5 protein-coding genes are annotated in these 5,563 nt (G+C 36.9%); 2 read left to right on the top strand and 3 right to left on the bottom strand.

The annotated features are described in order from the left end of the window. Both RT445_RS22870 and RT445_RS22875 read right to left on the bottom strand, forming a co-directional pair. Positions 1–1,762 (bottom strand): ATP-binding protein (locus RT445_RS22870; RefSeq protein WP_313471659.1); only part of this gene is annotated, 1,762 nt, incomplete at its 3' end. Between the two features lie 4 nt (positions 1,763–1,766). After that, the gene (locus tag RT445_RS22875) at positions 1,767–2,981 is read right to left on the bottom strand and encodes a metallophosphoesterase family protein (RefSeq protein WP_313471660.1); all 1,215 of its coding nucleotides are present in this window, start codon (positions 2,979–2,981) and stop codon (positions 1,767–1,769) included. Between the two features lie 256 nt (positions 2,982–3,237). Between RT445_RS22875 and RT445_RS22880 the strand changes: the two genes are divergently transcribed. Beyond that, a complete protein-coding gene (locus tag RT445_RS22880; RefSeq protein WP_274794435.1) occupies positions 3,238–3,423 on the top strand; it encodes a YhzD family protein in 186 nt (61 codons plus the stop codon). Between the two features lie 49 nt (positions 3,424–3,472). Here the strand turns inward: RT445_RS22880 and RT445_RS22885 are convergent, their stop codons facing one another. Further along, complete coding sequence (locus RT445_RS22885) at positions 3,473–4,255, bottom strand: enoyl-CoA hydratase (RefSeq protein WP_274794436.1); 783 nt, start codon at positions 4,253–4,255, stop codon at positions 3,473–3,475. 138 nt (positions 4,256–4,393) lie between these two features. Between RT445_RS22885 and trhO the strand changes: the two genes are divergently transcribed. After that, the gene (trhO, locus tag RT445_RS22890) at positions 4,394–5,362 is read left to right on the top strand and encodes an oxygen-dependent tRNA uridine(34) hydroxylase TrhO (protein ID WP_274794437.1); all 969 of its coding nucleotides are present in this window, start codon (positions 4,394–4,396) and stop codon (positions 5,360–5,362) included. Positions 5,363–5,563: the final 201 nt, after the last annotated feature.

Genomic DNA, 5,563 nt, shown 5'->3' on the forward strand with positions numbered 1-5,563 from the left:
AAGTTCTGGCTATTGATCCTTGTAATCGATAACGCTTTAAAAAAAGCTGAAGTGCCTGTGTGGCCTCTTCACTCTCTAACTCTGCTTGTTGAATTTTATATTCAAGTTGAACGTATTGCTGTTCTTTTTCTTTTTGCTGTTCATTGACATGTAACCAACGATCCTCATATCGTTGCTTCTTTAATAGCACAGCTTGTACTGTCATTTCTTCTTGTTCTAACTCTCGTAGGAGATAACTTTGCTCTTTATTTATAGGCTCTGCTTGTTTACTATGTCTCATATACAAAATGCTAAGCAATGACAAAAATGCTCCGACAATGATCACAACCACATTCTTTTCAAACACTCCATAAGCAAATGACAATAAACCAATTAGTAGAATAAGCCAGATAAAATACAAAGGTTGTGTTTGCTTATTTCTTAGTGACTTGGCAGCACGTAATTGCTCAAGCCTTCGTTTTTGCTGGGGCCACTGTGCTAAAATATGTTCTTCTTCACTTGTTAATGATTCCTGTACAATCCGTTGCTTTTGTTTAGCAATTGCATCTATTTCTAGATGTATTTGTTCAAGGGATCGTAAATGAAACTTAAGCTCCTCCTCTGCATCCTGCAGCTTACTTAATTGAAATTGAAACTGCTGTTCCTGCTGAAGTGAAACAGTCTCCCCAAGAAGATTTTCCTGTTCCTCTTTTTCTTGAACGCCTAATAAACGAAACTGTGCTTCCATTTCATGTTCAAGCATAAAGAGATCATCTTGTAAATTTTGCACCTTCACCAGCAATTGATGCCAGGTTGCCTCTTTTTGTATAAGGCGAGCCATCTCATTAACCGTTTGCTCATTCACTGATGCTAGTACTTTATCTTGTAACGTTTGAAATTGCTCTTTTAATTGCAACAGCTGTTGGTTTTCATGCATTAGTCGGTCTTTTAACTGTTCATATCGTCTAATACCTTCTGGTGGAAATTGTATATCTTGATAGTTGGCTAAAGTTTGTTGCAAAGCCTGTTGCTGCTTCATTAGAGGTAGTGCTTGTTTTTGTATAGTTAGCTGTTGCCACTGTTGTTGTTGCATTTTTTGTGTCTCATAAAGCCGCTCTAAATTTTGCTCTAGGAGTTGTAGCTGCTTTAATTTATCTTCAAAGGTTTGAATTTTCCCTTGTTCCTGTTTAATCGTTCGTTCAAGCTGCTTTAAATGCTCTATTTTTTGATTAATTACTGGCACTTTACCGGTTTTCCTAAATAATTCATTTGCCTCTTTATCCATTTTCTTCTCAAGGGTCGATAAATGTTGAATACCTGTCGTACCAGAGGCTAGTAGCAAATGTGTTAGTTCCTCCTCTGACATTTTCTCAATCCCTTGTAGCTCATGTAATGAAAATGAAAAAATAGACTCAAAGCTGGCTCTTGAATAGCCATATAATAGTTTTGCTAACAGTTCCTCTTGTCCAGTTGTACCATCCTCTAAAAAGACAGTAACATCGCCCGTTGCCTTCCCTTTCACACGTTCAATGGTACATTGGCCATAAATCGGATGCTTGAGTATCAGCTGACCACCATACTTTGTCGAAGCTTTTGGTTCATATTTGCGCTGTGTCTGCTGCCTCGTGGGGAAACCAAAAAGCATTTGTAGAATAAATTGCTGAATTGTTGTTTTTCCCGCTTCATTTAATCCATAAAAAATGGTAACACCATCGCTTAACGAAATGGTCATATTTTCATGCTTACCAAAGCCATAAATTTGGATTTTTTGTATTGTCAGCATGTGATCACGCCCTTTGAATTTCTTCTGCCAATAATGCCTGTGCGCTATTCATTAAATTCTCTATATCCTTGTCTGTAAGTGGCTCTATCAGCCTTGCGCCCCCAGCATATTGGTATAAATCTTTAAGTATATCCTTCCATTCATTACTATCCCATTGTTCCATTAAGCTGACAACTGATTGAGTTGTTGCAGTATGTTCATAAAATTTCCTAGTCTTCTGCAACACCAATTTTTGTACCCAACACATTGGCTCAATGCCTTCTTCAGCTTCCCGAACGGTCTCTAACCATGCATCTACTGTGGCATGCTCAAATAATGCTTCTGTTTGTTCATCAATATTTTTCAAATGAAGCTCTATAACTGATGCACCATACTTTGTTCTATTGACTGTAATTGCTTCTGCACATCTTTTGAGTAATTCATTAGCATGGATTACATTTTTACAATCCACTTCAACTGTACTATAAACTACAGTTGAAGTTGGAATAAAATCTAGTTCAACCGAAGTTCGGGATAAAGTTACATCATAATAACCTTTCAAACCTTGCTCTTTACGATGGCGACTTTGTATATTGCCTGGATAAACAATTGGAGGATTTTGATGTAAAAGCTGTCGTTTATGAATATGGCCTAAAGCCCAATAATGGTAGTTTTTCTCTAGCAATTGTTGCTTAGTAAAGGGAGCATACACATCATGAGTCGTATTACTTGCCTCACTTCCGTGTAGCATACCAATATGAATGGTTTGTTGATTTTGTGCAATTGGATAGCTTTCGATAACCGATTCCCTCAAGTGGCGTTCATGATAACTGAAACCATATATATTGACTTGCTGATCCCGAATTTTTAATTGAACAACACTCGTTTCAGCTGGTAATTCATAGACATTACTTGGCAAAGAAAAGCGTGTCCAAGTACCATTTAAGTGATCATGATTTCCATAGCTCACAATCACTGGGATATTATATTGGAAGAGCTTTTCCATTGCATCTTGAAATCTACGTTGCGCTTGCAAACTACGATTTTCACCATCATAAATATCTCCAACAATTAGCAAAAAGTCAGGCTTCTCTTGAATTGCTTTTTGAATAATTTTGTCGAATGCATCAAAAGTACTTGACCGAATGTTCTTTAAAATGTGTTCAGATAAACCAAATAAACCCTTAAATGGACTATCTAAATGTAAATCTGCCATATGGAAAAAACGAATTGCTGTCATCCAATCACCTCAAATAGTAGATAATTCTTAACTTGGTACTAATCAAAGTAGTACGAGTTCACTTATCAAAACCGAATATTTGTTCTATTTTATCATACTTCATCTTTTATGAAAAATGGTATGAAGGAAAATACTTGACCGCCTTACTTTTTCCACAATTTTCGTAATTTATCAAAAAAATCACTAGTTTTACCGTGAAGTTTATAAATCTTCTATGTATAATAGAAATATATTTTAGTAAAAGGGTGGGGTTTGCATGGAGAATTATCGTTTTACAGCTTTTGAAAAAACAGGGGAAACATTGTTTGATGAAACATGGACATTTGAAAATGATGAGGCTGCTAAACTAAATGGACAACAACAAATTGAGGAAAAAGGGGTTGCCGACAAAACTCATCGACTTGTAAACTCTTCAGGTAAATTAATATTATTCCATGTTTAATAGCGAGTAAAAGGCACGTAGACAATGCTGCTACGCGCCTTTTTACTATTTATTTCCCTACAAATACCGGTGTTCTTTTCTCTACAAATGCATGAATACCCTCTATATGATCTGTTGTTTTACGCATAGCAGATTGTCCTTCTGCTTCCAATGCTAGAACATTTTCTAGCTGTGATAAATTTTGAGCATGGAGAATTTTTTTCGTTGTAATCATCGAAGAGATAGGTGAAGCAAGCATTTTACCTACAAGCTGGTCAGCCATTGCAAATACTGTACCATCAGGTGCAATATAATCAATTAATCCTGCATCCAATGCTTCTTTTGCAGTTAATACCTTCCCTTCCCATATCATTTGTTTCGCTTTTACAGTCCCCACACGTTCTTTCATAAAGAAGTGACCACCTCCATCTGGAATCAGTCCTATTCCTATGAAGTTCATAGCTAGTTTACTATTTTCACAGGCTACAACAATATCTGCACCAAGTGTCAAACTAAATCCTAGGCCTGCCGAAGCACCATGAACTGCCGCAATAACAATCATCGGTAGCTGATAATAGGCCCTCACAATACGTGTTAGATAAACCATTGCCTCATCTATATTTAGTGGTTTGTTTTCATCGAGCATTGCCTTAATATCGCCACCCGCAGAAAAGACCTTTCCTTCTCCACGAATAACAAGTACCTGTATATCTTTTTCTTGTTGTAGAGCTTCAAAGCATTCTGCAAGTTCACGCATCATGTCACCATCCATAGCATTCATTGCCTGTGGACGATTCAATGTTAACGTTGCTCGACGTTCTAATTTTTCTAAAGTAATCGTTGAAAATTCCATCTCTCTTCCCCCCAATATGAATAGTCATTCACTATGTACTATTCGAGTTTTTTTAGAAAACTCCTCCTACTCTAAGCAAAATTACTGTTGTTGTGCTATATTAAATGACGAACATTGTTATAAAGGTGGTTACGTATTTTGACACAAAAAGACTATCGTGTATTACTTTATTATAAATATATTACGATTGAAGACCCAGTAGCCTTTGCAGAAGAACATTTAGCATTATGTAAAGAAATTGGACTTCTTGGTCGTATTTTAGTAGGAAATGAAGGTATTAACGGAACTGTTTCAGGGACCATTGAGCAAACAGAAGCTTACATGAACCATATGAAGACAGATGCTCGTTTTAGTGATATTATGTGGAAAATTGATGAAGCTGAAGGGCATACCTTTAAAAAAATGCATGTACGCCCGCGACGAGAAATTGTTCATTTAGGTTTAGAGGATGATATCAACCCATTAGAAATCACTGGTGATTATTTATCTCCTAAAGAATTTATGGAACAAATGCAAGAAGATAACACCGTAATCATCGATGCACGTAATGACTACGAATATGATTTAGGTCATTTCAGAGGAGCAGTTCGACCTGATATTGAAAATTTCCGTGACTTGCCAGCTTGGATGGAAGCTCATAAAGAAGATTTTGCAGATAAAAAGATTTTAACTTACTGTACAGGTGGTATCCGCTGTGAAAAATTCTCTGGCTGGCTAAAACGCGAGGGCTATGGTAAAAGTGTTGGTCAATTACACGGTGGTATCGCCACGTATGCAAAAGATCCAGAAGTAAAAGGCCAGTTATGGGATGGTCAAATGTTTGTTTTTGACCGTCGTCGAAGTGTACCTATTAATCAAGTGGAACATGTCGTCGTTGGGAAGGATTATTTCACAGGTGAACCTTCTGAACGTTATACAAACTGCGCAAACCCTGAATGTCATAAATTAATGCTTTGCGAGGAAAAGCATGAGGCATTTTATATGCGTAGCTGCTCAGACGAATGTCGTCGTGCACCACGTAACTTCTTTGTTGAAGAACATGGTTGGTCGAAAGAACAGGTTGAAGAGCAAATTGCTAAAATAGCAGAGGCTCAAAAATCAAAGTAAGTATGCTTGGTATAAACGGTATTGGTCCTTTTGTAAAAGTGAATGGAAACCCTTGGAAACACCGATTCTATCAGACTAACTAAAAGAGCATCGTTCGTTAAGACGATGCTCTTTTATGGTGTTAAAAAATCAAATCAATTAGCATTTTGCTAAAGGCGAGAAAGGCTTTCTATCCCACACTAGTGTTTATTTTGAGTTTTC

Origin of the sequence: Lysinibacillus sp., assembly GCF_032093475.1 — a bacterium.
Lineage (GTDB): Bacteria > Bacillota > Bacilli > Bacillales_A > Planococcaceae > Lysinibacillus > Lysinibacillus irui.

What these genes read in the sequence shown, in the direction of transcription:
- RT445_RS22875 (WP_313471660.1), bottom strand. Translation starts at nt 2,981, where the DNA reads ATGACAGCAATTCGTTTTTTCCATATGGCAGATTTACATTTAGATAGT.
- RT445_RS22880 (WP_274794435.1), top strand. Translation starts at nt 3,238, where the DNA reads ATGGAGAATTATCGTTTTACAGCTTTTGAAAAAACAGGGGAAACATTG.
- RT445_RS22885 (WP_274794436.1), bottom strand. Translation starts at nt 4,255, where the DNA reads ATGGAATTTTCAACGATTACTTTAGAAAAATTAGAACGTCGAGCAACG.